Origin of the sequence: Amycolatopsis antarctica (assembly GCF_002262875.1) — a bacterium.
Lineage (GTDB): Bacteria > Actinomycetota > Actinomycetes > Mycobacteriales > Pseudonocardiaceae > Amycolatopsis > Amycolatopsis antarctica.
Genome location: NZ_NKYE01000007.1, coordinates 296,295 through 321,470, shown reverse-complemented (window position 1 = coordinate 321,470; position 25,176 = coordinate 296,295). Strand labels below are relative to the sequence as shown.

Annotated in this window: 27 protein-coding genes; 16 read left to right on the top strand and 11 right to left on the bottom strand. The window is 69.4% G+C overall.

The window, feature by feature from the left end:
• The first annotated feature begins 384 nt into the window (after window positions 1-384).
• Both CFN78_RS14400 and CFN78_RS14395 read left to right on the top strand, forming a co-directional pair.
• On the top strand, window positions 385-1,815 hold the full coding sequence (locus CFN78_RS14400) for a M20/M25/M40 family metallo-hydrolase (RefSeq protein ID WP_094863275.1): 1,431 nt from the start codon (window positions 385-387) through the stop codon (window positions 1,813-1,815).
• Between the two features lie 10 nt (window positions 1,816-1,825).
• Window positions 1,826-2,008: a hypothetical protein gene (locus CFN78_RS14395; protein ID WP_133116355.1), complete on the top strand. Its 183-nt coding sequence runs from the start codon at window positions 1,826-1,828 to the stop codon at window positions 2,006-2,008.
• Window positions 2,009-2,035: 27 nt separating this feature from the next.
• Here the strand turns inward: CFN78_RS14395 and CFN78_RS14390 are convergent, their stop codons facing one another.
• The 3 genes from CFN78_RS14390 to CFN78_RS14380 form a co-directional block, all read right to left on the bottom strand.
• Complete coding sequence (locus CFN78_RS14390) at window positions 2,036-2,233, bottom strand: DUF397 domain-containing protein (protein WP_165777555.1); 198 nt, start codon at window positions 2,231-2,233, stop codon at window positions 2,036-2,038.
• Window positions 2,230-3,105: a helix-turn-helix domain-containing protein gene (locus CFN78_RS14385; protein ID WP_094863273.1), complete on the bottom strand. Its 876-nt coding sequence runs from the start codon at window positions 3,103-3,105 to the stop codon at window positions 2,230-2,232. Before CFN78_RS14385 ends, CFN78_RS14390 begins: the two co-directional genes overlap by 4 nt.
• Window positions 3,106-3,237: 132 nt before the next feature.
• A complete protein-coding gene (locus CFN78_RS14380) occupies window positions 3,238-3,621 on the bottom strand; it encodes a VOC family protein (RefSeq protein ID WP_094863272.1) in 384 nt (127 codons plus the stop codon).
• Window positions 3,622-3,708: 87 nt separating this feature from the next.
• On the opposite strand from CFN78_RS14380, the gene CFN78_RS14375 reads away from it, so the two are divergent.
• The 3 genes from CFN78_RS14375 to CFN78_RS14365 are packed head-to-tail and all read left to right on the top strand — an operon-like array spanning window position 3,709 to window position 5,134.
• Window positions 3,709-4,083 (top strand): winged helix-turn-helix transcriptional regulator, encoded by a 375-nt coding sequence (locus CFN78_RS14375; protein WP_094863271.1) that lies wholly within the window; start codon window positions 3,709-3,711, stop codon window positions 4,081-4,083.
• A 10-nt stretch (window positions 4,084-4,093) separates the two neighbouring features.
• The gene (locus CFN78_RS14370) at window positions 4,094-4,675 is read left to right on the top strand and encodes a patatin-like phospholipase family protein (protein WP_094863270.1); all 582 of its coding nucleotides are present in this window, start codon (window positions 4,094-4,096) and stop codon (window positions 4,673-4,675) included.
• A gap of 48 nt (window positions 4,676-4,723) precedes the next feature.
• Window positions 4,724-5,134: a hypothetical protein gene (locus CFN78_RS14365; protein WP_133116354.1), complete on the top strand. Its 411-nt coding sequence runs from the start codon at window positions 4,724-4,726 to the stop codon at window positions 5,132-5,134.
• A 42-nt stretch (window positions 5,135-5,176) separates the two neighbouring features.
• Here the strand turns inward: CFN78_RS14365 and CFN78_RS14360 are convergent, their stop codons facing one another.
• Window positions 5,177-5,551 carry a winged helix-turn-helix transcriptional regulator gene (locus CFN78_RS14360; protein ID WP_094863268.1) on the bottom strand — a complete coding sequence of 125 codons (375 nt, stop codon included), beginning with the start codon at window positions 5,549-5,551 and terminating at the stop codon, window positions 5,177-5,179.
• 81 nt (window positions 5,552-5,632) lie between these two features.
• On the opposite strand from CFN78_RS14360, the gene CFN78_RS14355 reads away from it, so the two are divergent.
• The gene (locus CFN78_RS14355; protein ID WP_094863267.1) at window positions 5,633-6,043 is read left to right on the top strand and encodes a Rid family hydrolase; all 411 of its coding nucleotides are present in this window, start codon (window positions 5,633-5,635) and stop codon (window positions 6,041-6,043) included.
• 189 nt (window positions 6,044-6,232) lie between these two features.
• Here the strand turns inward: CFN78_RS14355 and CFN78_RS14350 are convergent, their stop codons facing one another.
• A complete protein-coding gene (locus CFN78_RS14350) occupies window positions 6,233-6,778 on the bottom strand; it encodes a DUF4232 domain-containing protein (RefSeq protein ID WP_094863266.1) in 546 nt (181 codons plus the stop codon).
• 195 nt (window positions 6,779-6,973) lie between these two features.
• Entirely contained in the window at window positions 6,974-7,606 is a 633-nt protein-coding gene (locus tag CFN78_RS14345; protein ID WP_133116353.1) for a hypothetical protein, read from the bottom strand.
• A gap of 131 nt (window positions 7,607-7,737) precedes the next feature.
• Here CFN78_RS14345 and CFN78_RS14340 point away from each other — a divergent pair, with 131 nt between their 5' ends.
• Both CFN78_RS14340 and CFN78_RS14335 read left to right on the top strand, forming a co-directional pair.
• Complete coding sequence (locus tag CFN78_RS14340; protein ID WP_133116352.1) at window positions 7,738-9,273, top strand: hypothetical protein; 1,536 nt, start codon at window positions 7,738-7,740, stop codon at window positions 9,271-9,273.
• Window positions 9,274-9,314: 41 nt separating this feature from the next.
• The gene (locus CFN78_RS14335) at window positions 9,315-9,605 is read left to right on the top strand and encodes a hypothetical protein (protein WP_205660513.1); all 291 of its coding nucleotides are present in this window, start codon (window positions 9,315-9,317) and stop codon (window positions 9,603-9,605) included.
• A 45-nt stretch (window positions 9,606-9,650) separates the two neighbouring features.
• On the opposite strand, the gene CFN78_RS14330 is transcribed toward CFN78_RS14335, so the two are convergent.
• The 3 genes from CFN78_RS14330 to CFN78_RS14320 are packed head-to-tail and all read right to left on the bottom strand — an operon-like array spanning window position 9,651 to window position 13,136.
• The gene (locus tag CFN78_RS14330) at window positions 9,651-10,505 is read right to left on the bottom strand and encodes a transglutaminase family protein (RefSeq protein WP_094863262.1); all 855 of its coding nucleotides are present in this window, start codon (window positions 10,503-10,505) and stop codon (window positions 9,651-9,653) included.
• Window positions 10,502-11,449 carry an alpha-E domain-containing protein gene (locus CFN78_RS14325; protein ID WP_094863261.1) on the bottom strand — a complete coding sequence of 316 codons (948 nt, stop codon included), beginning with the start codon at window positions 11,447-11,449 and terminating at the stop codon, window positions 10,502-10,504. Before CFN78_RS14325 ends, CFN78_RS14330 begins: the two co-directional genes overlap by 4 nt.
• 10 nt (window positions 11,450-11,459) lie before the next feature.
• Window positions 11,460-13,136, bottom strand: a complete 1,677-nt coding sequence (locus CFN78_RS14320; protein ID WP_165777554.1) for a circularly permuted type 2 ATP-grasp protein — start codon at window positions 13,134-13,136, stop codon at window positions 11,460-11,462.
• Between the two features lie 240 nt (window positions 13,137-13,376).
• Between CFN78_RS14320 and CFN78_RS14315 the strand changes: the two genes are divergently transcribed.
• From CFN78_RS14315 to CFN78_RS14280, 8 genes are all read left to right on the top strand, one after another.
• Window positions 13,377-14,201 (top strand): transporter substrate-binding domain-containing protein, encoded by an 825-nt coding sequence (locus CFN78_RS14315; RefSeq protein ID WP_094863260.1) that lies wholly within the window; start codon window positions 13,377-13,379, stop codon window positions 14,199-14,201.
• Between the two features lie 77 nt (window positions 14,202-14,278).
• Window positions 14,279-15,088, top strand: coding sequence for an amino acid ABC transporter permease (locus CFN78_RS14310; protein ID WP_094863259.1), 810 nt, complete (start codon window positions 14,279-14,281; stop codon window positions 15,086-15,088).
• A gap of 73 nt (window positions 15,089-15,161) precedes the next feature.
• Complete coding sequence (locus CFN78_RS14305) at window positions 15,162-15,920, top strand: amino acid ABC transporter ATP-binding protein (protein ID WP_094863258.1); 759 nt, start codon at window positions 15,162-15,164, stop codon at window positions 15,918-15,920.
• Between the two features lie 239 nt (window positions 15,921-16,159).
• Window positions 16,160-18,484, top strand: a complete 2,325-nt coding sequence (locus CFN78_RS14300) for an oxidoreductase (protein WP_094863257.1) — start codon at window positions 16,160-16,162, stop codon at window positions 18,482-18,484.
• Between the two features lie 108 nt (window positions 18,485-18,592).
• The gene (locus CFN78_RS14295; RefSeq protein WP_094863256.1) at window positions 18,593-19,531 is read left to right on the top strand and encodes an SRPBCC family protein; all 939 of its coding nucleotides are present in this window, start codon (window positions 18,593-18,595) and stop codon (window positions 19,529-19,531) included.
• A 284-nt stretch (window positions 19,532-19,815) separates the two neighbouring features.
• Entirely contained in the window at window positions 19,816-21,651 is a 1,836-nt protein-coding gene (locus CFN78_RS14290) for an NHL domain-containing thioredoxin family protein (RefSeq protein WP_094863255.1), read from the top strand.
• A 129-nt stretch (window positions 21,652-21,780) separates the two neighbouring features.
• Entirely contained in the window at window positions 21,781-22,134 is a 354-nt protein-coding gene (locus tag CFN78_RS14285; protein WP_094863254.1) for a GroES family chaperonin, read from the top strand.
• 41 nt (window positions 22,135-22,175) lie between these two features.
• Complete coding sequence (locus CFN78_RS14280; protein ID WP_240519442.1) at window positions 22,176-24,107, top strand: VanW family protein; 1,932 nt, start codon at window positions 22,176-22,178, stop codon at window positions 24,105-24,107.
• Between the two features lie 163 nt (window positions 24,108-24,270).
• On the opposite strand, the gene CFN78_RS14275 is transcribed toward CFN78_RS14280, so the two are convergent.
• Window positions 24,271-24,567 (bottom strand): GlsB/YeaQ/YmgE family stress response membrane protein, encoded by a 297-nt coding sequence (locus tag CFN78_RS14275; protein WP_094863253.1) that lies wholly within the window; start codon window positions 24,565-24,567, stop codon window positions 24,271-24,273.
• Between the two features lie 119 nt (window positions 24,568-24,686).
• Complete coding sequence (locus tag CFN78_RS14270) at window positions 24,687-24,965, bottom strand: GlsB/YeaQ/YmgE family stress response membrane protein (protein WP_094863252.1); 279 nt, start codon at window positions 24,963-24,965, stop codon at window positions 24,687-24,689.
• Between the last annotated feature and the right edge of the window lie 211 nt (window positions 24,966-25,176).

The following is a 25,176-nucleotide window of genomic DNA, read 5'->3' as shown; positions in this document are numbered from 1 at the left end:
TGTTGCCGGGAAAGGCCCTCTGAACAGCGAAAATGCTAGGCCGACCGACCATGTGCCCACCGAAAGTAGGGACTGCGACTGGGGCGTGACGCCGCTGTCGCGCTCCGTGAGAAAGGCAGGTCGCATCGGGCGTGCGCGGCCCCCGTTCGCCGGCACCGGACGGGTGCTCGTAGTCGTGACCTGGGGCGCCACGGCACCAGCGAACCAGGTCTTGTGATCTGCGTCATACGCAACGCTCGCCGCCGTGTGATTCGCGGACATATCGCGGTGACGACCCCCAATTCGTCGACGTATTGCGCCGCTTGCCGGTCGAATCAACGGCAACGGCCACGCTCGCGATACGCGACGAACGCACCGTGCCGGGACCGTGCGTCTCGTGGCACGATGCGGTTCGTGGAGCAGAAAACCGCATCGGACACCGTTCGCAGGCTGTGGGCAGACGAGATCGTGCCCAACCTCTCCGGACTGGTGGAGATCCCCGCCCTTTCCCCCGCGTTCGACGCCGACTGGCAGGCGGCGGGCCACCTGGACGCCGCCATCGAGCACGTCCGCGGCTGGCTCGCGGGGCGCGAGCTGCCCGGCGCGAGCGTCGACGTCGTCCGGCTGGACGGCCGCAGCCCGGTGCTGCTGCTGGACGTTCCCGCGAGCGAGGGCGCCGAGGACCGGGGCACCGTGCTGCTCTACGGCCACCTGGACAAGCAGCCGCCGGTCGGCGGCTGGTCCGAGGGACTCGGCCCGTGGACGCCGGTGCTGCGTGATGGGCGGCTCTACGGTCGCGGTTCCGCCGACGACGGTTACGCCGGATACGCGGCGACGGCCGCGCTGGAAGCGGTGCGCGCCGGCGGCGGAGCGCACGCCCGCGCCGTCGTCCTGCTGGAGACCGGCGAGGAGTCCGGTTCCCCCGATCTGCCCGCCTACCTGGAGCACCTGAGCGAACGGCTCGGCGAGGTCTCGCTGGTCGTCTGCCTGGACTCCGGGGGCAACGACTACGAGCGCATGTGGCTCACCACCAGCCTGCGCGGCATGGTGCAGGCGCACGTCACGGTGCGGGTGCTCGACTCCGGCCAGCACTCCGGCCTGTCCAGCGGCGTGGTGCCCAGCTCGTTCCGGATCCTCCGGCAGCTACTCGACCGGCTGGAGGACTCGGCCACCGGGGAGATCACCGTCGAGGGCAGCAACGTCGAGATTCCGGACGACCGCCGCTTCGAGGCGAAGGCCACCGCCGAGAGCGCGCCCGGCGCGATCGGCAAGGCGTTCCCGCTGCACGGCGACACCCGGACCGTCGTCGAGGACGAGTACGAGTTGCTGCTGAACAACAGCTGGCGGCCCACCCTGTCGGTCATCGGCGCGTCCGGGATGCCCGAACCCGCCGACGCGGGCAACGTGCTGCGCGACGCCACCACGCTGGCGATCAGCTTCCGCCTGCCACCGACCGCCGACTCCGCCGCCGTGCTGGACGAAGTGAAGAAGCTGCTCACCACCGACGTCCCCTACTCGGCCACCGTCGAGCTGGACCACCTGGAGACGGCCGACGGCTGGAACGCGCCCTCGGCCGCGCCCTGGCTGTCCGGGGCGCTGGAAACCGTCAGCGACACCGTGTTCGGCTCACCCTGGCGCAGCGTCGGCCTCGGTGGCTCGATCCCGTTCATGGGGCTGCTGGGCGAGAAATACCCGGACGCGCAGTTCCTGGTGACCGGTGCGCTCGGCCCCGACTCCAACGCCCACGTGCCCGACGAGTGGCTGCACGTCGAGCAGGCCACCCGGGTCACCGAGGCCGTCGCCATCGTGCTCGACGCGCACGCCCGCGGCGAGTGAGCCGGCCGTGGTGACCCGCAGCCGTCTGCTCTGGTTCGTCTTCATGGTCCCGCTGACCACGCCGCTGCTCCTGGCGGCGTACCGGGAGGGCGACCTGACCGGCTCGACCTGGTGCGCGGCCCTCGCCACGGCGACCGGTATCGGGCTGGTGAACGCCCTGCTGTGGGGCAAGGGGCGCAGCCAGCCGAGCTGATCGGTGACGCGTGCTGGGCGTCCGGCTCTAGCGTCCGGCGACCCTGGTCAGGAACGCGTGCCAGGCGGTGGCGTTGGTGGTGAGGCTGCCCGCGCCACGGTCCTTGGTATCGCGCACATGCGCCGCCGTTCCCGTGAGCGCGACCTCGACACAATCACCGTTCCCACTGCTGCCGCTGTAACTGCTCTTACGCCAGGTCAGGCGCGCGATCTCCGGGATAGTCATTGCGGTGCGTCCTCCGGCTGGTCGTACTCGCTTGCCAGGGTGGCAAGCCACTCCCGAGATTGTCCCTCATCCAGGGCATCAGCGGCCAGTTTACGAAGTATGTTGCTGTACACGGAAATGTCCGTGGGGTCTTCCAGAAACAGGCTGGCAGTCTGATGCTCCAAGTAAGCAAGTGGCGTGTTTCCGGCGTATCTCATGACTCGGAAGCCACCACCGAACAGACCACACGGCATCGCTGAATCCGGCAATACTCGGACGGTGCAACGAGCACGACCGCTGTTGAGCACGAGGTGAAGGGCCTGCTCGTGCATGACCTGTCTGCCCCCGATGTCCGACCGCAGCGCTTGCTCGTGGACAAAAAAGGTGAACTCCGGCGCGTTCCGTCGGCGCAGGATGGACTGCCGCTCGATGCGCGCCGCGACTCGCGCCTCCAGATCGTCCGCAGGAATCAACCCCGCTTGCCCGAACAGTGCCCGCGCGTAGTCCTCGGTTTGCAGCAGGCCGGGAATGACCATCGGCTCGTAGATGCTGATGGCGTCGGCGGTGGTTTCCTGGGCGATGAGCGAGCGCAGTTCGTCCGGTAGCTGCTCGCTGTGCTTGCGGATCCGGTAGCTGTCGTTCGACTCGCGCGCGATCTCCACCACCCTGCGAATCTCCCGCTGGGAGGAGCCGCAGTGCGCGAGAAACGTCGTCACGTCGAACTCGGATGCCCCGCGGTCCCCGGTCTCCATCCTGGAGACCTTGCTTTCCGAGCAGCCGAGTTTCCGGGAGAGCTGTCGCGCGGTGAGTTTGCCCGTGAGCCGTGCCCGGCGCAGCTCGGCACCGAGTTCACGCGATCTCGCCGCGACATTGCGTCTGGAGTTTCGCACCATCGAGCAACCGTAGAACCGTTGCGGCCGAACGCATCCACACGACGCGGAAAGGTCACCGCAATGGGCGTGAACCGGCCGCTCCGTGCCACGGCGGCAAGCCGTCGCGCGGAACCCTTTGCTCCCAGGGAATCGCTATCGATTGTCGCCGAGAACGCGCCTGGCCAGTTCCTCGTTCCACTGCACGTACTCGACTTCCGCGCCGCCGGGATGCCGGGCGTAGAGGAAACGTCCGGTGTCGCTGCTCGCCTCCGCGACGATGACGGTGGCGCCGTGGGCGTCCAGTTTCCCGGCGAGCGCGTCCAGATCGTCCACGACGACCGTGGCGGAGGCGTTCGCGTACCGGGCCCGAACCTCCGGCGGCGCGGCGATGACGAGGAAGTCACCGATCGCGGCGAGTTCCAGTTCCGCGAAGGCGAAACGCAGATCCGGCTCGGCCCCGGTCAGTTCGCGCAACAGGGGCAGCGAGCTGTCGAGGTCGTCGGCCCACAGCCGGGCATAGGTTCTCCGGATCGCCATCGTGTCCCCTTACTCTCGGACACGACGGTAGGTCCGCCGGACGTCCGCCCGGAAGGACGCACTTTCCGGTGAGAGGGGAACCCTGAGGTGAATGAGCAGGTCGACGGGCTGGCCCGGGAAATATTCGCGCACGTCGGTGGTCGCTGGGGGCTGCTGATCGTCTACGCGCTGGACACCGGCACGCTCCGGTTCTCCGAGCTGCACGCCGGGATCGACGGCATCAGTCACAAGATGCTCACCCAGACCCTGCGCGGGCTGGAACGTGACGGGCTGGTCACCCGCACGGTGTATCCGACCGTCCCGCCGAAGGTCGAGTACTCGCTCACCGCGGCCGGAAAAGCCTTACGTGCCAACGTGGACGGCATGTGCGAATGGACCCGTCGGCATCTCGACGCGATCACCGCCGCCCGGCACCGTTTCGACACCGCCGAGCCGGGACCGCCGGGCGGGGTGGCTGGGTAGGCTCAGCGGCATGTCGGGGGTCGGGTCGCGGGCACTGGTGCTCGGAAGTGGCGGAATAACCGGGATCGCCTGGGAACTGGGCGTTCTCGCCGGTCTGGCGGAACGCGGCGTGGATCTGGGAACGGCCGATCTGGTGGTCGGCACCTCGGCCGGCGCGGTGGTCGGGGCGTCCGCCGAGTACACCGCGCGCTACCGGCTCGAGCTGGCCGAGCGGGTGGCGGAGCCGCGGACGCGGATGCGGCCGTATCCACTGGCGCGCTTCCTGCTCGTGATGGTGACGACCTCGGACCCACGGGCCTTCCGGCGAAAGGCAGGCCGGCTGGCGCTCGCCGCCAGGGTGGAGGGCGAGGCCGAACGCAGGCGCACCGTGGCGTCCTGGCTGCCGGACGGCGAGCGGTGGCCGCCGGCGGCCCTGTCTGCCACTTCACGGGTGGTGCTGGTGCGGCCGGATCCGGACGCGCGCGCCGCAATGGGCCGGAGTATCACGGACAAGCTGGACCCGTCTCGTCGGAAGGCCGCGGCACTGGCCGGTTTCGCCCAGGCCGCCGCCGAAGCCGAGCGTGTCTCCGAGGTCTGGCACCCTCGTGCATAACAATCCACTGTGGACCAATTGACGGGTGCTTCGAGTAGAGTTCCGCACATGACTGGTTCCGGGCCGAAGCAACTCGCGCCTCCCGAAATCATGGTGCGAAACGAGAACATCACCGTGTGGCACACCGGTCTGGTGCAGGCGGAGTACCTGTTGTCCGTAGGCATGATATTTAGAACGTCTCCGGGTGTGACCACGGCGCACACGCGCATCGACCCGGCAAGGGACCTGCACGAACAAGTGCGTGCACAGAGCTTCCTCGGAAGCGTGAACGTGACGGTGGTCAACAAGGCCACCCAAGCGGAACACCGTCTTTGGCAAGGAACCGACTCCGGGCTGGAGACCAGGGCCATCGTCTGCTACGACGAGGTGGAGCTTCCGAGCGGCGACTACGGGTTCCTGGTGAGAGTGACCAGTCCGGCAGGTGCCGAGTTCGAGTGGGGCCGAGAATTCACGATCTGAGCGCGCCACCTCGGCCCGCTACGGCCGTGGAGCCGTTGCCGGTCAGCGTTCGAGGCGGTCGAAGGCCCGCCGCGCGCCTTCGATCTCCGGCATACGGGTCGCGGCCCAGGCCAGCAGCACGTCCACCGGCTGTCGGAGGGTCTTGCCCAGGGGTGTGATGCTGTACTCGACGGCCACCGGGCGGGAACTGAGCAGTTCGCGCCCGACGATGCCGTTGCGCTCCAGTCGCCGCAGAGTTGCGGTCAGCGATTTCTGCGAGACCTCGGGAATGGCGCGACGGAGGTCGTTGAAGCGGCATGGCCGTTCGCAGAGTTCGTTGAGAATGCTCAGCGACCATTTGTCCAGCACCTGATCCAGCAGCTCCCGGTGGGGCGCGGAAATCGTCAGCTCGTCGGTGGGGCTCGCTCCGGTATCCATGGCGAAACCTAGTTTCGTTGAAGTGTCCTTTGTGTACCAGGTAGCAATAGGATACCTACTGCCTTATATGAGGAGACTTCGATGCCCGTTCGCCATCTCAGCCCCGAAGGAATGCCGCAGCCCGTCCCCTACCAGCACGTCTCCGTCGGCACCGGCACGCGGCACGTGCACGTCGCCGGTCAGATCGCCCGCGACGCCGATGGCACTCCGGTCGCACCTGGTGACCTCACCGGGCAGGTCGCGCAGGCGCTGCGCAACACCGCGACCGGCCTCGCCGCCGCCGGGGCGACCTTCGGCGACGTACTGCGGCTGACGTTCTACGTCACCCGGTGGGAGCCGGAGAAGATCGACGCGTTCATGGCCGGGGTCGAACAGGTCTCCACCGAGATCGGCCTGACGCTGCCGCTCGCCCCCGCCTCGCTGATCGGCGTGGCTTACCTCTTCGAGCCCGACGTACTCATCGAGGTCGAGGCGATCGCGATCCTCGACTGAAACCCGGACCGCAATATGTCGACGTATTGCGGTCCCCGCGAGCGCAATACGTCGACATAAGGCGATTCACGTTTTCTGGGAGCCACTACGGGGTGAAACCACACCCCACCCGGCCACCCGGCTGGGCGGTTGGGACGGGTGCCCGGGTGGGGCGGCCCGATGGGCCGCCCCGCAACCAACGGCAGTGGATCAGACGGTCGGGGCGGGGCCCCGGGTGACGGCGCCGACCGTCACGGTGTGCTGGTCCGCCGAGGCGTCCACGGCGCCGAAGGTCCAGGGCAGGGCGATGTCCGGGTTGACCGGGTCGCCGTGCGGGTTGGAGTCCGCCGGGGCCTGGACGTGGATCGCGGACGGGGTGTGCTGCTCCGCCTTGGGCTCCGTGTCCGTCCAGTGCAGCGGCACGTGCGCCGAGGAACCGTTGGTCAGCGCCACGGAGGGCGCGTCCTCGGGAGCGTCGGACACCGCCTGCACGCTGCCGTCGCCTGCCAGTCCGACGGCGAGCTTGCCCGGCAGGGTGCACCGCTCACCCTCGTTGGCGGTGAACTCGATAGCGGCGTCGCGGTTGCCCACGCCGGCTCCTCCGTAGACCAGCTTGCTGGAGATCTGGTTCGACTGGCATTCGAAGACGGTCGGCTGCGCGGCGGCGGTGCCGGTGCTGAGCGCGGTGATGCCCGCGGCGGCTCCGGCGACGGCGAGAGCGGCGGCGGTGCGGCGAAGAGTCGTACGAGTGGTCATCAGTGTGCCTTTCTCCTCGTGCCCGGACAGACGTTCCGTCCGGTAAGGAGGCGATGCTTTCGATCGCTCTCACACAGAAAGACGTCCCCGGCACCGGAACGATGCGCCGATGTGGGATCCGCCCCGCCTACGCAACCCCCGGACGCCCCAGACGTCCGAACCCACGTGGTTCCACCGGCGAGTAGCCGTGTGCGCTCAGGACTGCTGCCGCAGAGCGTCCTGAAAGTCCTGGTCCAGCCGCGGGCCGAGCAGTCGCGCGATACCAGCCACGGCGATCACGACCAGGATCGCCAGCGTGAGCCAGAAGCCGATCGACAGACCGACTCCCTCGCGGGGATCGATGTCGGACACGTTGCCCAGCAGACTGGGAAACGTCGTCGTCTGCTTTCCGAGCGTGACCACCGTGACGATGCCGCTCGCCACCAGGGCGAGCACGCCTGTTCCGGCGGCGGCGGTCATCACCTGCACGCGCGGCCTGATGCGCCCGAGGAAACCGCTCAACAGTCCGGCGATCATCGACGCGACCAGGACGAACGCGAGCACCCGCGCGGAAACGGCCAGGCCCATGCTGTTGCCGAGAGCCTCGGCCAACTCGTCGAGGACGCCATCGGGTGCGACCGCGCCCACGAGGGCGGACTCGGGTTCACCGGTGAGGAACGCAGTGCCGGAGTAGCAGAGCTGCCCCACGCTCTCCTCGTCGTCTCCGCAGAAGACGGAGGCCACCGGAGTCAGCAGGAAAAGCAGCAGTGCGAAGAGAAACGACACCGGGCCGGCCCATCGCGCGGTCAGGTCTCGCCATCGGCGCGTCGGCGCTCGTTCCTTGTCCACCGACGTGACGCTAGTGGTGCGGCGGGACAAACGACCACCTCGTGTCCGCTTTCGGACGAGGGCTCGCGATGATTGCTGTGCGCACCGTCACATATCATGAACGACGGTGTTCACATATACATCGAGGTGTGGTGATTGCTGGCGAGGAACCGAGTTTCGACGGCATCGTGTTGCGTGCGACGAGGTTCTTCCGCCTGCCGCTGACCGTGCCGCTCGCGCTCGTGCTCGCCGGCGTCGTCGGCGGACTGGTGCTGGAGCACGGTGCCTACATCGCGGTGTTCGTCGCGGGCGTGGTGCTGGCCCCGCTGGCGATCGCCCTGAACGCGGTCGCCGGGACGATGCGCGGGCACCTACTGGCCGACGCCGCCGAGGAACGGTACCTGCGCGAGCACGGCGAGCGGGCCGTCGCCGTGGTGGAGAGACTGACCCCGACCAACTCCAGCTTCAACGACGCGCACGTCACCGACCTGGTGGTGACCGTCGTGCCCGCGCACGGCCGCGCCTACCGGACCACCACCCGGCACGCGATCCACCCAGTACTGGCACCGGCCTTCCAGCCCGGCAAGGGGCTGGTCGTGCGGCAGAGCGCGAAGTACCCCGGCGTCGTCCGCGTGGAACAGGACCCGCCCCGCCAGTGGCGCGAACAGGCCGCGCATCCGCCGGAGACCGGCACCGTCAGCACTGTCCACAGCGGACAGGGCCCGCGGACGCCCGCGGCCCGGCGCCGTCCGCCAGCCAACTTCGGCGTCGTGCTGCTCACGACGGTGGTGCTGGCGGTCGGGGCGCTTCTGCCGATCCACTCCGCCGTCGTCGCCCTCGTCTCCGATCCGGATCTGTTCGCCGCCGAGGAACTGCGCGGTGGCCTGGACGAGGTCGTCGCCGAGGGCGGCACCGCGTACATCGACGTGGTGCTGTGGTCGGAGAAGTTCACCGCCGACGCGGGCGACACCGAGATCGTCTACCGGCCGGGCCGGGTGAGCACGGACGAGAGTTACGGCGCGACCGACGAGGCGGACCGTTTCGACCTGCGCGAGGTGAACCTGACGGCGATCCCCGGCCTGATCGAGCAGGCGGCACGGACGTTCGGCGTGCCGGCCACGGAGGACGTCTACGTGCGGATCGAACGTTCCGCCGCCGGCCCGGTGGAGATGCGGTTCGGTCTGCGTACCCAGCCCGACTCGCGGACGTTCACCGCCGCCGCCGACGGCACACCCGCGCTGAACGCCGACGCGCTCACCGAGGACGGGGCGCGGGCCGTGCTCGCACTGCTGGTCGAGCGGATGGGTGGCTCGCGGGTGTACCAACTGACCGTCGGGTCCGGCCGGGTGAGCGTCGACGCGCCGACCTCGCCCGGTTCCGCCACCGGCGACACTTTCGCCTGGGCTGACGGGAAACTCGTCGAGCAGTCCCCGATGACGATCCAGCCGGACGAGGGCGACCGCCTGTTCGACCTGGCCGAGTTCGATCCGGCCGTACTGCCGAGAATGCTGGCGCTGCTGGAGGAACGGTCCGAGCTGACCGTGCCGGTCTCCGGTGCGAGCTTCCGCGTCGAGCACGACTCCGGACGTCTCGGGCTACGGACCTCGCTGCAGGACGACTACAGCCGGGTCACCCTCACCGCCGCCGCCGACGGCTCCGACCCGATGGTCCAGACCGGCCGCCGCTGAGCCGCCCGGCGCACCTCGCGCTGATGGGCGACCATGGCGGCATGCCGGAGCACACCGCGGACGGGCGCTACGTCGTCATCGACGGACGCCGCTGGCGGGCGACCGACCCGGACATCCCGGAGGACGTGGCCGCGCGGCTGCGTTCGCTGCTGATGTCCGCCCGCCGCGATGTGGGCACGGCGAAGCGCGCGGGCGACGCCGAGGCGGAACAACAGGCTCGCGACCGCGTACACGCCGCGAAGGTCGCCCTCGGCGAACGCGGTACCCCGTGGTGGGAGCAGACCGCCGCGCAGCGCCGCCGCCGCTGGGAGGGCGTACTCCCCGACGCCTGACACCTGAGCCCGCGACATGTCGACATAGCGTGATGTCGTGGCGGGTCAGGCGAGCCGGGTGAGCTGTACCGAGACGTCCAGGGTGGAACCCTTGCCGCCGGTGAAGATGCCCTTCAACGGTGCGACGTCCTTGTAGTCGCGCCCCAGCGCGACCCACACGTGCCGGGGGCCGATGTCGATCGCGTTCGTCGGGTCGTAGGCCCACCAGCCGCCGGTCCACGCATCGATCCAGGCGTGGCTCTCCCCGGCGACGGTCTCGCCCAGCGCCGCGGACGGCCGCGTGTGCAGGTAGCCGGAGACGTACCTGGCCGGGATGCCGATGGCGCGCAGCATCACCAGCGTGACGTGCGCGTAGTCCTGGCACACGCCCTCACGCGCACGCCAGGCGTCGGTGGCCGTGGAGTGCACGCCGGTGCTGCCGGGACGGTAGGTGAGCTGGTCGTGCACCCACTCCGAGATGGCCAGCACCGAGTGCGCCGGATCCTTGCCCTTGCGGAGCTGCTTGGCCACCGAGGCCAGCTCCCGATCGCGCGGCGTGTACTTGGTCGGCTGGAGGTACTCGGTGTGCTCGTCGATGACGGCGTCGGACTTGAGTTCCTTCCACGTCGTGTCGTAGCGCGGTTCCTCCGTCTCGGGGGTCTCACCCGTCTCCACCACCGACGTCGCCACCACGGTGAACTCCGTGTGCGGCGCGTGCAGGTCGAAGGAGGTGACCTCGGTGCCCCAGTAGTCGGTGTAGCGGTACGCACGGGTCGCGGGCGTCGTCTCGATCCTGGTCGCCACCACGGACTGCCTGCGATCCGAGCGGGGCGTCAGGCGCGCCTCGTTGTACGACTGCGTCGCCGGGGACGCGTACTTGTAGCCGGTGCGGTGCACCACGCGGACCTGCCAGCCGTTCACAGGCTCACCTCCGCGCCACGCCACGCCACCCACGGCGAGGAGTGGAAGTACTGGACGGACACGGCGTCACCGATCTCCTTGATCGTCTCCTGCAGCGAACCCAGCCTGCGCGGCAGGTCCTCCAGCAGATCCGCGGGGTGCAGGAACTCCAGCTCACTTCGGGCGCGACCGAGCAGGCGCAGCGCCTCGGCCTTCTCGTTCGCCCGGCCACTGCGGGTGGGGTCCAGTTCGTCGAGGCAGGACTCGGCGAGCCGCAGAGCGTGGAACACCGAACGCGGGAACAGCGCGTCGCGCAGGAGAAACTGCACCACCCGGCCGGCGTCGAGGGCGCCGCGGTACGTGCGCAGGTACGTGTCCTGCGCACCCGCCGAGCGGAGCACCGTCACCCAGCCCGGCGAGGACAACCGGTCCTGCACCCGGGAGAGCAACAAGCGGATGATCATGTCGGCGCGTTCGACGGAACGGCCGAGCACCAGGAACAGCCAGCCCTCGTCGCGGCTCATCGTGGAGTCGGCCAGACCGGCGAACATGGCCGCCCGTTCCTCCACAAAGGACAGGAACGAGTGCGGGCCGGTGCGGCGGGCCTGCCGCTGCCGGTCCGGCACGGCGTTCCAGGTCGCGTTCAGGCACTCCCACAGCTCCGTCGAGACGACCTCGCGGGCGCCGCGGGTGTTCTCCCGCGCGGCGGTGAGCGAGCCGACGATGGAGCTGGCGTTGTCCTTGGCGTAGGCGACGAGTTCGGTCAGCCGCCAGACGTCCAGGTCGCGCGTGTCGTCCGGGGCGATCCCGAGCACGGCCAGCAACTGACGGCTGGCGAAGTCGGGGTCGACGGTGGCGTCCTCCAGCAGCTGGTGGACCGAGACGTTCAGAATGCGTGCCGTGTCGTCGGCACGCTCCACATAACGTCCGATCCAGTACAACGATTCGGCGTTGCGAGCGAGCACTTCTACCTCCTCACTGTTGTTGCTGCTGTTGCTGTTCGGTGGTCAGCTCCGGGCCCTGTTCGGCGGCGCGACCGTCCACAGTAGACGCCTCGCCGAGGGACGGCGACGCCAGCTCGCGCTCCGCGTCCGAGGAACGGGCCGCCAGCACCCAGGTGTCCTTGGAACCGCCACCCTGCGAGGAGTTGACGACCAGGCTGCCCTCCGGCAGCGCCACCCGGGTCAGCCCGCCGGGCAGCACGAAGATCTCCTTGCCGTCGTTCACCGCGAACGGGCGCAGGTCCACGTGCCGAGGCGCGAGATGAGTGTCCACCTTGGACGGGACGGTGGAGAGCTGGACGACCGGCTGGGCGATCCAGCCGCGCCGGTTCGCCTTCACCTTGCCCTTGATCGCGGCCAGTTCCTTCGCCGAGGCGTCCGGGCCGAACACGATGCCGTAGCCACCGGAACCCTCGACGGGCTTGATCACCAGCTCGTCGGTGTGCGACAGGACGTAGTCGGCCTCGTCGGGGTACCAGCAGCGGTAGGTGTCGACGTTGGGCAGGATCGGCTTCTCGTCAAGGTAGTACTTCACGATCTCCGGGACGTAGGTGTAGACGAGCTTGTCGTCGCCGACGCCGTTGCCGATCGCGTTCGCCACCACCACGTTGCCCGCCCGCGCGGCATTCAGCACGCCCGCGATGCCGAGCACCGAGTCCGGCCGGTAGTGGACGGGATCGAGGAACTCGTCGTCGATCCGGCGGTAGATGACGTCCACCTGCCGCTCGCCCTCGGTGGTGCGCAGGTAGACGACGTTGTCCCGGCAGAACAGGTCGCGTCCCTCGACCAGCTCCACGCCCATCAGCCGGGCCAGCAGCGAGTGCTCGAAGTAGGCGGAGTTGTGCACGCCCGGCGTCAGCACGACGACCATCGGGTCGGCGACGTTCGGCGCGGCCGCCGCGCGCAGCCCGCGCAGCAGGTGCCCGGCGTAGTCGCCGACCGGGCGCACCCGATGCTGGGCGAACAGGTCCGGGAACACCCGCGCCATCGTGCGGCGGTTCTCCATCACGTACGACACCCCGGAGGGGTTACGCAGGTTGTCCTCCAGCACGCGGAAGGTGCCCTGCTCGTCGCGCACCAGGTCGATCCCGGCGACGTGGATGCGCACGCCGTTCGGCGGGTTCACCCCGAACGCCTCGCGCTGGAAGTGCGCACAGGAGGTGATCAAACGTCGCGGCAGCACCCGGTCGCGCAGGATCTGGGCGTCACCGTGCACGTCGGCGAGAAACGCCTCCAGCGCCCGGACCCGTTGCGCCACACCACGTTCCAGCTTCGCCCACTCCTGCGCGGCGACCACCCTCGGCACCAGGTCGAGCGGGAACGGACGCTCCTGTCCGGACAGCGAGAAGGTGATCCCCTGGTCGACGAGGGCGCGGTCCAGCGCGTCGGAACGTGCCGAGAGGTCGGCGCCGCCGAGAGCGGCGAGCGACTCGTAGAGCGCCCGGTACGGGCCGCGCACGCTGCCGTCCGAGTCGAACATCTCGTCGTAGGCGCCCGCGTGCGGACGGCCGGGCGCCAGGTAGCCGTGGAACTGCTCGCCCGCGCGGCCCCTGGTCCTGGCCTTCGGCGTGCGGGCGCGACGTCCCGCTGGGGGCAGCTTCGGCTGGGAGCTCGGCTGCTTCGTGGGGGAGCTCTGGTTCATGGTGGCCATCGTCGCTCACCTTGCCAGGTTTGCCGCGCAACACCGAACCGAGCCGTGTCACCGACGGTGAGAGACGTGACGGCGGGACCGGCTCCGTTGCGTCACCGCGGCGGAGGTGCGGTCGCCTGCTACTGGGCCGGTCGGATCACGTCAATGAGACGCGGCCGTAACGCTGAGGCGCTGTCACATGCTTCCGAAGAGTGGCAGGATGCGGGAACTCGAATGGTTCCACCTACTAGGAGTGACACAGTGGCGCGTCGACACACACACAAAGCGCTCGCACTGCTGCCCGCGTTGGCCCTGGTCGTCACCGCGACGGGCTGTGCGGAAGACATCAGCGCGGGCGGCGACAGCCAGGCGGGTGGCGAGATCAAGCTGGTCGAGGAGGGCAAGCTCACCACCTGCACGCACCTGCCGTACGCGCCGTTCCAGTTCACCGAGGGCGACAAGACGGTCGGCTTCGACGTCGAACTGGTCGACCTGGTGCTTCCGCTGGTCGGCGCCGAGGAGCAGGTCATCTTCGACACTCCGTTCGAGGGGATCCAGACGGGCGAGTCGTTCAACGCGGGTAGCTGCGACGTCGCCGCCGCCGCGATGACGATCAACCCGGAGCGCCAGGCCGTGATGGACTTCTCCGACGGCTACTTCGACGCCGACCAGGCGCTGCTGGTGAAGAAGGGCTCCGGGATCACCGACCTGGAGAAGCTGCGCGGCAAGAAGCTCGGCGTCCAGCAGGGCACCACCGGCGAGGAGTACGCCGAGACGAACAAGGCGCAGTACGGCTACGAGGTCATCCAGTTCGAGGACCTCGCGCTGGAGCAGACCGCGGTCAAGACCGGGCAGGTCGACGCCGGCATCAACGACAACGCCGTGCACTTCGAGTTCCTGAAGGCGAACCCGGACACCGAGGTGACCGCGGAGTTCGACACCGGCGATGAATACGGCATCGCGGTGAAGAAGGGCAACGGCGCGCTGCTGGGCAAGGTCAACGAGGCGGTGGCCAAGGCCAAGAGCGACGGCACCTACGACAAGCTCTACGAGAAGTGGTTCGGCCGGAAGCCGGCGAGCAAGTAAGACCTCCCGTGAGCGGAGACGGCTGCCCCGGCGGCCGTCTCCGCTTGCCGTAGAGCCACTTCGCGAGGAGTTCCCCCATGGCAATGTCGCGGCGCAAACGCGCCCAGGTCTTCCGATACATCCAGTACGGCGTGCTGATCGTCGCCGTCGTCGCAATCGCGTTCTCCGCCAACTGGGGACAGATCCAGCGGGCGTTCTTCAATCTGGACGCCGCGAGCACCCAGGTGCCCGGCATCATCACCACCGCGCTGGTGAACACGCTCATCTACACGGTCCTCGGGTTCTCCCTCGGACTCGCGCTGGGCCTGGTGCTCGCGCTGATGAAGCTGTCCTCGGTGGCGCCGTACCGGTGGATCGCCACCGTCTACATCGAATTCTTCCGCGGGATCCCGGCCCTGCTGGTGTTCATCACCCTCGGCTTCGGTATTCCCATCGCGTTCGAGCTCAAGTTCGACATCTACTCCACCGTCGCCATCTCCCTCGGCCTGGTGGGCTCGGCCTACATCGCCGAGACGATCCGCGCCGGGATCCAGGCCGTGCCGAAGGGCCAGGTGGAGGCGGCTCGTTCGCTGGGCATGTCGCAGATGCGGGCCACCGTCAGCATCGTCATCCCGCAGGCGTTCCGCATCGTCCTTCCGCCGCTGACCAACGAGATCATCCTGCTCACCAAGGACTCCTCGCTGATCTACCTGCTCGGCCTCGCCCGGGACGAGTACGAACTGACCAAGTTCGGCCGCGAGGGGCTGAACGCCACCGCCTCGCTCACCCCGCTGCTGCTGGCAGGCCTGTGCTACCTGATCATCACGATCCCGCTCGGCTACCTCTCCCGGTACCTGGAGCGCCGCACCGGCAAACAGAAGGACCGTGGCCTGGAGGTCGACGCGTGAACGAGCTCGCCAGCGAATCGGACAAGACCATGTGCCAGGAATCGACAGGGTCACGCGTCTGCGAGGTGATCGCATGAGTACGGACACGATCGTCGAGGTCACCGGGCTGGAGAAGGCGTTCGGCCACCTCGAGGTGCTCAAGGGCATCGACATGACCGTCAGCCGCGGGCAGGTCATCTGCATCATCGGCCCGTCCGGTTCCGGCAAGTCGACGCTGCTGCGCTGCGTGAACCTGCTGGAGGAACCGAACGGCGGCAAGGTCGTCGTCAACGGGTACGAGCTGACCGACCCGGACTGCGATCTGGACAAGGCGCGCACCGGGATCGGCATGGTGTTTCAGTCGTTCAACCTGTTCGCGCACCTGACCGTGCTGGACAACCTGACGATCGCGCAGCGCAAGGTGCTCGGCCGGGACAAGGCCGAGGCGGAGCGGATCGCCCGGCTCAACCTGGAGAAGGTCGGCCTCGCGGAGAAGGCCCGCTCGCTGCCGGCGCAGCTCTCCGGCGGGCAGCAGCAGCGCGTCGCGATCGCGCGGGCGCTGTCGATGGAGCCCGAGGTGATGCTCTTCGACGAACCGACCTCGGCGCTCGACCCGGAGCTGGTCGGCGACGTCCTCAAGGTCATGCGCAACCTCGCCAGGGAGGGCATGACGATGCTGGTGGTCACCCACGAGATGCAGTTCGCCCGTGAGGTGGCCGACGTGGTGCTGTTCATGGACCAGGGCGTCGTCGTCGAGCAGGGGCCACCCGCTCAGGTGATCGGCGACCCACGCGAGGAGCGCACCCAGACGTTCCTCTCCCGCGTCCTCAACCCCGCCCACGTCGACGACTGACCGCAATTCGTCGACATATTGCGATACCTTGTGCACGATGCTTCGCAATACGTCGACATATTGCGCTCGCCCGCACCGCAATATGTCGACGAATTGCGGTGTGGGTAGCTAGATCGGCACCGGGTGTACGCCATTAGGCCGCTTGCGCGCAGTGTCCATGATCGGCTTCGCTGGTAACCCCGACGGGGGATGCCGGGCATGGCCGGTCACGGGGTGACAGCGACGCGAGGGGGAAGATCATGGCGGACGAGGGGGATCGCGCGCGCCTGAATCCCTTCGCGGGCATCCCGGACCGCGCCTACGAACTCAGTGCCGCCGAACTGCTGCGCTCCCTCGGCGACGCGGAGGGGCCCGGCTGGAAACGCTGGCGCAAGCAGACGTCCAACGCGCCCATCGTGCAGGTCGAGGATCGCTACATCACCGGACGCTTCGACGTGCGCGCCGCCGAACTCGGCTACCTGTTCAAGTTCGAACGGTGCCGCTTCGAGTACCCGCCGGACGTCCGCGAGGCGACCCTGCTGGGCCTGGTGTTCCGGTCCTGCTGGCTGCCCGGGCTCAAGGCGCGCAACCTGCGCAGCCGCAACGACGTCCGGATCATCCGCTGCACCGTCGACGTGGAGCCCGGCGACAAGCCGGACCACGAGACCACGGTCCGCCGCGCCGGCGTCGTCGATCGCGGGGTACCGGACGCGGCGGTGAACCTGACCGACGCCGTCATCGAGGGCTCCGTGGTGCTGACCCGCACGAGAATCAACTATCCCAGGGGAAAGGCGATCCAGGCCGACCGGCTGGTGATCACCGGAGCCCTGCTCGCGTACCGGCTCCAGGCGGGTGGCGAGGTACGGATCCCCGGTATGAAGGTCGGCGGTAACGTCAACTTCTCCGGCGCCAGCCTGCGCAACCCGGAAGGGCTCGCGCTCAACGGCAACGGCCTGCACATCGGCGGCAGCCTGCTGTGCGAGAAGGACAAGTACGGCAAGAACGACGAGCGCCGCGTGTTCACCGCGAAGGGCGTGCTGTACCTGCCGAGCGCCCGCATCGACAGCGACATCGTCCTCCGCGAGGCACGGCTGGAGGTGGACCAGAACGGGCCGCTCGCCATCGACTCCTGGGACACCGGCGACCCCTACGTCGATCCGCATCCCGCGCTGGTCGCCGACCGGCTGCGGGTGGACGGCAACGTCGACCTGGACGAGCTGCGCAGCGTCGGCACCCTGCGCATGGTCAACGCCGCCATCGGCGGTTCGCTGCGGCTGGCGAAGGCCCAGGTGACCGTGCAGCGCCGGGACGGCAAGCCGCACTACGACCGCGCTATCCACCTGGACGGCAGCCAGATCGACGGCGACCTCCAGGCCACCCGGCTCTACGCGCAGGGCCAGTTGCGCCTGGCGGACGTGCAGATCCGCGGCAACGTGCTCGCGTCAAGGGCGCACCTGCTGCACCGCGACCGGGACGTGTTCTCCGCCCGCCGCACCCGCGTCTCCGGCAACCTGCACATGGTCGACGCCGCCGTATCCGGGACGATGCGGTTGCAGGGCATCGAGGTCGGCGGCAGCGTCGACCTGTACGGCACGCAGGTCAGCCACCCGAACGTCACCGACACCAGCAGCTTCTCCGTCGACCTGCGCACCGCGAAGGTCGGCCGCGACATCGTGCTCACCGCCAATCGCGTCCAGTCCGCGGGGGTACGGGAGTTCCGCGCGGACGGCGGCGTGAACATGGACGGGGCCCAGGTCGCCCGCCGGGTCAACCTGACCGGCGCGGTGCTCGGCACGTCCGCCGCCCACGACGTCGCCCTCGACGTCGGCGACGTCGCCGCGGACGAGTTCCTGCTGACGCCGAGCACCCCGCCCGCGGGCCGGGTCATCCTGCGCCGCGCCCGTTGCGGCACCCTCGACGACAACCCGGCGTTCTGGCGGGCGGCGGGCAAGATCGAGCTGGAGGACTTCCGCTACGACGCGATGAGCACGCCGATCGCGATGGAGGACGACGAGGCCGTCGAGAACCGGATCGGCCTGCTGCACGACGCGATGGACGGTTACCGTCCCGGCCCGTACGACCAGCTCGCCACCATGCTGCGGGCCAGCGGCAACGAGGAGCACGCCGACACCGTCCTGATGCGCAAGCAGCAGTTCCGGTACGAGACCCTGGCCCGCGGTTACGGCCTGGTGCGCCGGTTCGGGCTGCGAGTGTGGAGCTGGGCGCAGCGGCTGATGGTCGGCTACGGCTACCGGCCGATGCGTGCGGTGGCGTGGCTGCTGATGCTGCTCGTGCTCGGCAGTCTGTGGTTCGGGCTGCGGCCGGACACCTGCACCGACGACCCGGAACTGTTGCGTATCAACGACACCCGCTGCGCCGTCAACTCCGACGACACCGGGCTGGAATGGGACCCGGTGTTCTACACCCTCGACCTGCTGGTGCCGATCGTCGACTTCGGCAACAAGGGACGCTGGCACATGGCGGGTGCCGACAAGGCCGTCTCGGCGGGCTTCACCTCGATGGGCTGGATCCTCGCCACCACCGTCGCCGCCGGCGTGACCAGAACCCTGCGCCGCAACGGCTGACCTGGCGACCGGGAGTGAGACGATGTCTCCCCTCCACGGCGTCGTGGAGACGTTGCCGCGCAGGAACTGCCGTGGGCACCGGAAGCACCTGCGGGAAGTGAGGCGGTCATGTCCGAGGCGAGGATCGGCAAGCCGGATGCGGAGGGCCGGATCGAGGTGTACGCCCCGCCCGAACGGGTCTTCGCACTGATCACCGATCTGGACGTGCTGGCCGAGGTGTCCAAGGACTTCACCGGTTTCCGCTGGCTCGACGGTGCGACCGCCGTCGAGCCGGGTGCCCGGTTCAGGGGACGCAACCAGCGCGGTGTCCGCACCTGGAACACCACGTCCACGGTCGCCGAGCTGGTGCCGGGGCAGCGGTTCGTCTTCGACGTCACCGCCGTCGGCAGCACGCCGGTCGCCCGTTGGGAGTACGTTCTCGAACCCCTCCCGGAGGGCTGCCGCGTCACCGAGCGCACCTGGGAACGTCGTCCGGGGTGGCTCCGCTTCGTCGGCGGGCTGGCCTCCGGCGTCTGGCACCGTGCCGCCGCGAACGAGCTGTGCATCGCCGTCACCCTGCGCAACCTCAAGGCCCGCGCGGAGGCCGAGACGGCGGCGGCCAGCGCGAGCGTCGAGGTGGACGCCACCGCGGACGCGGCGTTCGCGTTGATCACCGACCTGGACCGGATTTCCGCCTGCGCGGAGGAATGGCAGTCCGGTGCGTGGCTGGACGGAGGTTCGGCGACGGTCCTCGGTTCCCGTTTCCGCGGCCGCAACGCGTCCAGGGAACTGTCCTGGGAGACGGTCTCGACGGTGCGGGAATCGGTGCCGGGCACGCTGTTCACCTTCGACGTGCACGACGGCGACATCCCGGTGTCGCGGTGGAACTACCGGATCGAACCGTCCGGCCGCGGGGTGCGCGTCACCGAGAGCGTCTGGGATCGGCGGCCGGAGGAGTACAAGCCGGTGAGCACGAAGACGACCGGCGTGGTGGATCGAGCCGGCGCCAACCAGCGCAACATCAAGGCGACCCTGCGCCGCGTCAAGGCGGAACTGGAGAAGGCGTGACGCTCCGGTCCCGGTGACCACGGGCAGGCGCGCGGTAACGGCGGGCAGTCGCCCGGCGATCATGCGGTTGCCGCCCACCGGCGGCAGGTCCCTCTCGCCAAAGCGCGGTACCCCGTGGCCCGAAAACCCTTGCTGAGCCTGGTTTCCTGTACGGTCCCACTGCTCGCCGTGCTCGGCTGCACCCCGGACGACCCGCCCGCGAGCCCCACCGTGGCGCCTGCCCCGGTACCCGTGACCGGCCGCGGCGGGAACAATCCCGGCGGGCAGGCTGGTTGACTCCCGATGTGACTTCCACACCGCGCCGGGCCAGGGTCCGGGCCCCCGAACTGGCAGGCGACCGCTGGCTGAACACCGGCGGCCGCGCGATCCGGCTGGACGAGCTGCGCGGCCGCATCGTGCTGCTCGACTTCTGGACCTCCGGCTGTATCAACTGCCTGCACGTGCTGGACGAGCTGCGCCCGCTGGAGGAGGAGTTCGCCGACGTGCTGGTGACCATCGGCGTCCACTCACCGAAGTTCCTGCACGAGGGCGAGGGCGCGGCGATCGAGGCGGCCGTCGAGCGCTACGGCGTGCACCACCCGGTGCTCAACGACCCGGACCTGACCACCTGGAGCCAGTACGCGGTGAAGGCGTGGCCGACCCTGGTGCTGATCGACCCCGAGGGGTACGTGGTGCACGTGGCCGCGGGCGAGGGGCACGCCGAGGCGCTGCGCCGGGTGCTGACCGAACTGGTCGGAGTCCACCAGGACAAGGGCACGCTGCGCCGGGGCGGCAGCCCGTACGTCGCCGGTGAGCAGCGGAGGACCACGCTGCGCTTCCCCGCCAAGGCCGTCGAACTCGGCAACGGCAACCTGCTCGTCGCCGACACCGCGCACCACGGCGTCGTCGAGCTGGCCGCCGACGCCGAGACGGTGCTGCGCCGGTTCGGCAGCGGCGAGCGTGGCGCGGCCGACGGCCCCGGCGAGACGGCGAGCTTCACCGAACCGTCCGGGATCGCCGTGCTGCCAACGGAAATCGCCGCACAGGCCGGTTACCACGTGGTGGTGGCCGACACCGCCGGTCACCTGCTGCGCGGGCTGAACCTGGACACCGGCGCGGTGAGCACCGTCGCGGGCACCGGCAGGCAGTGGCGCGGGGGCGCCGACGCGGGGCCGGCCCGCGAGGTCGACCTGACCAGCCCGTGGGACCTCGTGTGGTGGGACGGCACCGTGCTGATCGCCATGGCGGGCAACCACACGCTCGGCGCGTTCGACCCGGTCGCGGCGACGGTCCGCCGCTTCGCCGGCACCACCGTCGAGGGACTGCGCGACGGCCCGGCGGACGAGGCCTTCTTCGCGCAGACCTCCGGGTTCGCCGCCGACGGCGACCGGTTGTGGATCGCCGACGCCGAGACCTCCGCGCTGCGCACCGTCGACCGGGACGGCCACGGCGGGCACACCGTCGGCACCGCGGTCGGCACCGGCCTGTTCTCCTTCGGCCACCGCGACGGACCCGCCGCCGAGGCGCTGCTGCAACACCCGCTCGGGGTGGCGGTGCTGCCCGGCGGGGCGATCGCGATCGCCGACACGTACAACGGCGCCGTCCGCCGCTACGACCCGGCGACCGGCGAGGTGTCCACCCTCGCCGAGGGGCTGGCCGAGCCGTCCGGGCTGCTGGTGCGCGGGGACGAGGTGCTGGTCGTCGAGTCCGCGGCGCACCGGCTCGTCCCGCTCGACGCGGACGGGACGTCCAGCGTCGACGGGCAGGCACACGCCGTCCTCAGGCCACCGTCCGTGCTGACGCCGGGGGAGCTGGAGTTCTCCGTCGTCTTCACCCCGCCGCCCGGCGAGAAGCTCGACGACCGCTACGGCCCGTCCACCCGCCTGGAGGTCAGCGCCTCGCCGCCGGAACTGCTCGCCGAGGGCGCGGGCGTCGGCACCGACCTGCGCCGCACGCTCCGGCTCGCGCGCAGCGGGCCCACCAGTGGCGTGCTGCAGGTGGTGGCCCAGGCGGCGAGCTGCGACTCCGCCGCCGAGCACCCCGTCTGCCGGGTGACCCGGCAGGACTGGGGCGTGCCCGTCCGGCTGGACGCGGACGGTGACGGAGAACTGCACTTGGTGATGGCCGGGCTGGGAAGCTGAGCGGGATCACCCCCGAGCGGGTGAAATATCCGGTGTGGGCCGCGGTGATCCGTTCGGTGGCACGTAACCGTGGACCGTAGTGGGTAGTTGAACACGCATGGACGGAACCGGCGGCGAGTCACCAGTAACATGGCTCGCGTGTCAGATCGTCCGAACGCGCAGAGCCAGCACGCGAAACTCGAGATCCAGATGCTGCACGACCGCGTGCTGGTCCGAATATCGGCCGAGGACGGTGAGCGGCGAAGCAGCGGCGGCATCGTCATCCCGGCGACAGCGGAGGTGGCACGACGTCTGGCCTGGGGTGATGTACTGGGCGTAGGCAATAATGTGCGCAATGTGAAGGTTGGCGATCGCGTGCTGTTCAACCCGGAGGACCAGCTCGAGGTGGAGATCCAGGGGGAGCCCTATCTGGTCATGCGGGAACGGGACATCCATGCGGTCGCCAGCGAAGGCGGCGAACACGGCACCGGGCTGTACTTGTAACCACCGGTGACGTGCTGCGCGGGTCGGAGGGGACGGACGCAGTGCGGGAAGAACACTACTGGCCGGCGTGGGATACCGACCCGGTCGAGACCACCGGCGAGATCCCTCCCGTCGACACGCGCGCCACTCCGCAGCGCATCAACGACGACCCCATGTCGCCCGATCCCTACCGCTACGGCGACGACGCCCTCGCGGGCGAACTGCTGGAGGGCGACGACATCGTCGACCCGCCGCCCACCCCCGCCCGCAAGTTCCGCAAGGGCCTCGGCAAGGTCTTCATGGTCGCCGGCGGTGTCATGGGCCTGTTCGTCGTCGTCTACGCGGCCGATCTGATGATCAGCGCCGGGGACGTGCCGCGCGGCGTCACGGTCGCCGGCGTCGACGTCGGCGGCATGAACCGCGCGGACGCCGAGGCCACCCTCCGGAAGGAACTCGACTCGCGGCTCACCCAGCCCGTGCAGGTTCGTGCCGGGGACGTCGAGGCCAAGCTCGCGCCGAAGGAGTCCGGGCTGGGCGTCGACTGGGCCGCCACCGTCGAACAGGCCGGGACGCAGCCGTTGAGCCCGATCACGCGGATCACCTCGTTCTTCACCACCCGGGAGGTCGGCGTCGAGACGAAGTCCGACTCGCAGACACTCGCCCAGGCCGTCGACCGGCTCGCCGGCACCCAGCTCAACCACGGGCCCACCGAGGGCGGCATCGCGTTCGTCGACATCCCGGGCAGCGACGGCGGTATCGAGGCCAGCGCCGTGGAACCCCGGCAGGGACAGCAGCTAGCCGACCTGGACACCGCGATCGAGACGGTCGAGGCGAACTGGCTCGGCCCGTCGGGCATCGACATCGCCATGAGCATCACGCCCGTCAAGGCCAGTTCGGAGGGCGTCCGCCTCGCGCTGGAGCAGACCATCCGGCCTGCCATCGCCGCGCCGGTCACGGTGAAGGGCGAGGGCAGGGACGCCGTCCTCAGGCCCGGCGACATCGGCGCCGCGTTCCTGATCACCGCAGTCGACGGGGGCGGACTGGACGTCAAGGTGAACCCGGCGAAACTGCAGGAAACGCTCGCCCCGCAACTGGCCGAGACGGAGAAGGAGGGCAAGGACGCGGCGTTCGAGTTCGCGAGCGGCGCGCCGACGGTCGTGCCGTCCGAACAGGCGCGGCAGGTGAGCTGGCAGAAGACCCTGCAGCCGTACACCGAGGTGCTGAAGAAGACCGATGGCCGGGAGCTGCCCGCCGTCTACGACACCAAGGATCCTTCTCTGACAACGGATGCGGCGAACGCGCTCGGCGTCAAGGAGGTCATCGGCGAGTTCAGCAGTTCCGGTTTCTCCGGCCCGGCCGCGACCAACGTGCAGGCCGCGGCGGCGAAGGTGAACGGTGCGCTGGTGAAGCCCGGCGAGACGTTCAGCCTGAACAACCGGCTGGTGTCGTTGTCCTCCGGGGAGTTCACCCGCGCCCCGGTGCGCGAGGACGGGACCGGTGAGCAGGTGCCGGGCGGCGGCGTCTCGCAGTTCACCACCACGCTCTACAACGCCGCCTACTTCGGCGGGCTCAAGGACGCCGGGCACACGGCGCATCCGTACTACCTGGACCGATATCCGTTCGCCAGGGACGCCAAGACCCTGCAGGACGACGGGTCCACTGTGGACATGGGGTTCACCAACGACGCGGACACCGGTGCCGTCATCCAGGCGACCAGCAGCGGATCCTCGGTGACCGTGAAGATCTGGGGTACCAAGAAGTACCGCGTCGAGAGCAGCACCGGTCCGCGCGCCGACGTCACGCCGCCGCCGGTGGAGGTGGGGCCACCCGGCTGCAGGTCCTCGGCCGGATCGCCCGGCTTCACCACCTCCGACACCCGCGTCCGCTACGACATCGCGTCCGGCGCGGAGGTGAGCCGGGAGACCTCCGAGGTGACCTACCGGCCACGGCCGACCGTCATCTGCGTCCCCGCGCCGCCACCGCCGACCCCCTGACCCGCGTCACACCCGCCTCGCGGGCGCGCCCCTAACGCAACCAACCGCAATACGTCGACATATTGCGATACCTTGCGCACGATGCTTCGCAATACGTCGACATATTGCGGTCCCCGCCACCGCAATATGTCGACGTATTGCGCGATATTGCTCCATGTGGGGGTCAGGTGCGGACGCGGCCGCGACCGCCCTTGACCTTCGTCCAGATCGCCGCCGCGGCGATGACACCGACGATGGCCGCGACGACCTGGAACGCGTGCCGGATCCAGTCGATGCCGTCGGTATCCCGGACGCCGAAGACACCGGCGAGCCAGTTGCCGACGAACGCGGCGACGATGCCGACGACGATCGTCAGCCACATCGGGATTTTCTGGTCGCCCTTGGCGAGCATGCGACCGATGACGCCGAGCACGAGGCCGACCACGATCGTCGTGATGATGCCCCAGATTCCACCAAGCATGACTACTCCTTCGACGGTGAGAACCGGATGCGATCAGCGTGACACCGCTCGACGCGGGACGCGCGGTGTGCGCCACCTGGGGTAACCCGTTCGAGGAGCGGTGAGAAGACGGGTGCCCGTCAGCGCCGGACGCCCCGCTTGCCAGGGTAGAGCCGGGAGACCACCACGACGACGATCGCCGCCACGCCCACCTGGGTGAGCAGTTCGAGCCAGTCGAAGCCGTCCGTCTCGGCGTACCCCGCGCCGCGGGCGATGGCGGTGCCCGCGAACGCGGCCACGATGCCGACCAGGATGGTCAGGAAGATCGGGATCTTCTGCTTGCCGGGCACCACGAAACGGCCCAGCGCTCCGATCAGCAGCCCGACCAGAATTGCCGTGAAAATACTGGTGACGGTCATGTCGCTCCCTACGCCCGTGGCACGGGCCGGACGGCACGCCCAGCCCGGTACAGCTCTCGGGTGAGTAGGTACCTCGGAGGCATCGGTTCAAAACCGCATCCGGCGCGAAACCGGCGGCGGAAAAGCCGTGCCGGAACGGCGACGGCCGCGAGGCGACAGTGCCGCCGGGGGAAGCACTGCGTCTCGCGGCCGTTGCCGTGAGGTTCCGCGG

What these genes read in the sequence shown, in the direction of transcription:
- CFN78_RS14400 (WP_094863275.1), top strand. Translation starts at nt 385, where the DNA reads ATGCGGTTCGTGGAGCAGAAAACCGCATCGGACACCGTTCGCAGGCTG.
- CFN78_RS14370 (WP_094863270.1), top strand. Translation starts at nt 4,094, where the DNA reads ATGTCGGGGGTCGGGTCGCGGGCACTGGTGCTCGGAAGTGGCGGAATA.
- CFN78_RS14385 (WP_094863273.1), bottom strand. Translation starts at nt 3,105, where the DNA reads ATGGTGCGAAACTCCAGACGCAATGTCGCGGCGAGATCGCGTGAACTC.
- CFN78_RS14270 (WP_094863252.1), bottom strand. Translation starts at nt 24,965, where the DNA reads ATGACCGTCACCAGTATTTTCACGGCAATTCTGGTCGGGCTGCTGATC.
- CFN78_RS14300 (WP_094863257.1), top strand. Translation starts at nt 16,160, where the DNA reads ATGGCGGACGAGGGGGATCGCGCGCGCCTGAATCCCTTCGCGGGCATC.
- CFN78_RS14350 (WP_094863266.1), bottom strand. Translation starts at nt 6,778, where the DNA reads ATGACCACTCGTACGACTCTTCGCCGCACCGCCGCCGCTCTCGCCGTC.
- CFN78_RS14380 (WP_094863272.1), bottom strand. Translation starts at nt 3,621, where the DNA reads ATGGCGATCCGGAGAACCTATGCCCGGCTGTGGGCCGACGACCTCGAC.
- CFN78_RS14390 (WP_165777555.1), bottom strand. Translation starts at nt 2,233, where the DNA reads ATGACTATCCCGGAGATCGCGCGCCTGACCTGGCGTAAGAGCAGTTAC.
- CFN78_RS14310 (WP_094863259.1), top strand. Translation starts at nt 14,279, where the DNA reads ATGGCAATGTCGCGGCGCAAACGCGCCCAGGTCTTCCGATACATCCAG.
- CFN78_RS14305 (WP_094863258.1), top strand. Translation starts at nt 15,162, where the DNA reads ATGAGTACGGACACGATCGTCGAGGTCACCGGGCTGGAGAAGGCGTTC.
- CFN78_RS14275 (WP_094863253.1), bottom strand. Translation starts at nt 24,567, where the DNA reads ATGCTTGGTGGAATCTGGGGCATCATCACGACGATCGTGGTCGGCCTC.
- CFN78_RS14295 (WP_094863256.1), top strand. Translation starts at nt 18,593, where the DNA reads ATGTCCGAGGCGAGGATCGGCAAGCCGGATGCGGAGGGCCGGATCGAG.
- CFN78_RS14320 (WP_165777554.1), bottom strand. Translation starts at nt 13,136, where the DNA reads ATGGCCACCATGAACCAGAGCTCCCCCACGAAGCAGCCGAGCTCCCAG.
- CFN78_RS14355 (WP_094863267.1), top strand. Translation starts at nt 5,633, where the DNA reads ATGCCCGTTCGCCATCTCAGCCCCGAAGGAATGCCGCAGCCCGTCCCC.
- CFN78_RS14360 (WP_094863268.1), bottom strand. Translation starts at nt 5,551, where the DNA reads ATGGATACCGGAGCGAGCCCCACCGACGAGCTGACGATTTCCGCGCCC.
- CFN78_RS14285 (WP_094863254.1), top strand. Translation starts at nt 21,781, where the DNA reads ATGGCTCGCGTGTCAGATCGTCCGAACGCGCAGAGCCAGCACGCGAAA.
- CFN78_RS14365 (WP_133116354.1), top strand. Translation starts at nt 4,724, where the DNA reads ATGACTGGTTCCGGGCCGAAGCAACTCGCGCCTCCCGAAATCATGGTG.
- CFN78_RS14335 (WP_205660513.1), top strand. Translation starts at nt 9,315, where the DNA reads ATGCCGGAGCACACCGCGGACGGGCGCTACGTCGTCATCGACGGACGC.